Source organism: Cupriavidus sp. UYPR2.512 (genome assembly GCF_000379565.1).
Lineage (GTDB): Bacteria > Pseudomonadota > Gammaproteobacteria > Burkholderiales > Burkholderiaceae > Cupriavidus.
On record NZ_KB903073.1, the window covers coordinates 1 to 1,545 of the forward strand.

At 60.4% G+C, this 1,545-nt stretch carries 1 protein-coding gene; it reads left to right on the top strand.

The window, feature by feature from the left end:
* Positions 1–175: 175 nt before the first annotated feature.
* Positions 176–1,231, top strand: coding sequence for an IS110 family transposase (locus A3A5_RS0120080; protein ID WP_018312317.1), 1,056 nt, complete (start codon positions 176–178; stop codon positions 1,229–1,231).
* Positions 1,232–1,545: the final 314 nt, after the last annotated feature.

A 1,545-nucleotide genomic window follows, 5' to 3' on the forward strand; every position in this document is an offset into this window, starting at 1 on the left:
GCTGCCGATTTGATCGCTGGCAGCGTGGCGAAGTATGCCTCATCCGGAGTCTTGTCCGCCAGACTGGAATGGGGGCGTCGTTGGTTAATGGAATGGACGCCCCCACCCAGTACGGCATCGCTGTGCCAAAGTGGAGATCCAACGTCAGTACTCAAACCGAACAGGAGCGTCCATCATGCAGATTACGACAGTCGGCATCGACCTGGCCAAGAACGTGTTCCAGGTGCACGGCGTTAACGAACACGGCAAGACAGCCTTGAAGAAGCAAAGCCGGCGTGACCAAATGGCGACCTTCTTCGCTAACCTCCCACCCTGCCTGATCGGCATGGAAGCCTGCGGCGGCGCGCACTACTGGGCACGCAAGCTGCAGGCGGTGGGACACACCGTCAAGCTGATGGCACCTCAGTTCGTGAAGCCCTACGTCAAGACCAACAAGAACGATGCGGCCGATGCTGAGGCGATCTGCGAGGCGGTCGCTCGACCCAACATGCGCTTCGTTCCCCACAAGAATATCGAGCAGCAAGCCACGCTCGCGCTGCATCGAGTGCGCCAAGGTTTCGTCAGTGCGCGCACCGCCCAGGCCAATCAGATCCGCGGCCTGCTAGCTGAGTTTGGCCTTGTCATGCCCCAAGGTTTGTCCCACGTGAAGGGGCGCGTCCGCGATCTCATCGAGGACGCGAGCAACGAGCTTCCGGGCAGCTTCCGGCAACTCATCGAGCGCCTTCTCGACCACCTCATGGTACTCGATCGTCAGGTCAATGAACTCCAGGCGCAGATCAAGGACTCCCATCGCAAGAGCGAAGCCAGCCGTAGGCTCGAAAAGATCCCCGGCATCGGCCCGATTACCGCGAGCGCGCTGGTGGCCACCATTGGCGACGCCAAGAGCTTCGAGAACGGTCGACAGCTTGCGGCCTGGATGGGGCTGGTACCGACCCAATCATCCAGCGGCGGGAAGACGAACCTGCTCGGTATCAGCAAGCGCGGCGACACCTATCTGCGAACTCTGCTGATCCACGGGGCACGATCCGCGGTACGAGCGGTCCAGGGCAAACCGGATCAGAGCGGCAGCCCTTGGCTTCAGAAGTTGCTGGAGCGTCGCAACTACAACATCGCTGCCGTCGCTCTCGCCAACAAAAATGCTCGCATCGTCTGGGCGCTGCTCGCGCGTGACCGAGAGTACAAGTCAGGCTTCTCGTATGCCAAGGCTACTTCCCCGCGTAGCGGCGACTAAGTTGGTGTACATCCGATCGACCTATAGCCCGGAGACAAATTACACCCCCCACAGATTGCTCAGGCAACACGCAGATTGATGGCAAGACAGGTCAGACCGTGACCGGCAGAGCCCGACTGGTACAACGAACTCCGAGTTCACGTGGTTGATGGGGCGTTGGTCAGCGGATTCCATCAGAGATCGCGGGCATGAGCCCGAACGAAATCCGGATACATGGCTGCAATCTACCTCTTGGCCATCGACCTCGCGCAGCGCTTGGCAAACCGGGGGCGTCCATACATGTACCAGGTCAGGTAGTCAGCGATGGAGCGGCG

Coding starts and splice junctions, on each gene's coding strand:
- A3A5_RS0120080 (WP_018312317.1), top strand. CDS start 176: ATGCAGATTACGACAGTCGGCATCGACCTGGCCAAGAACGTGTTCCAG.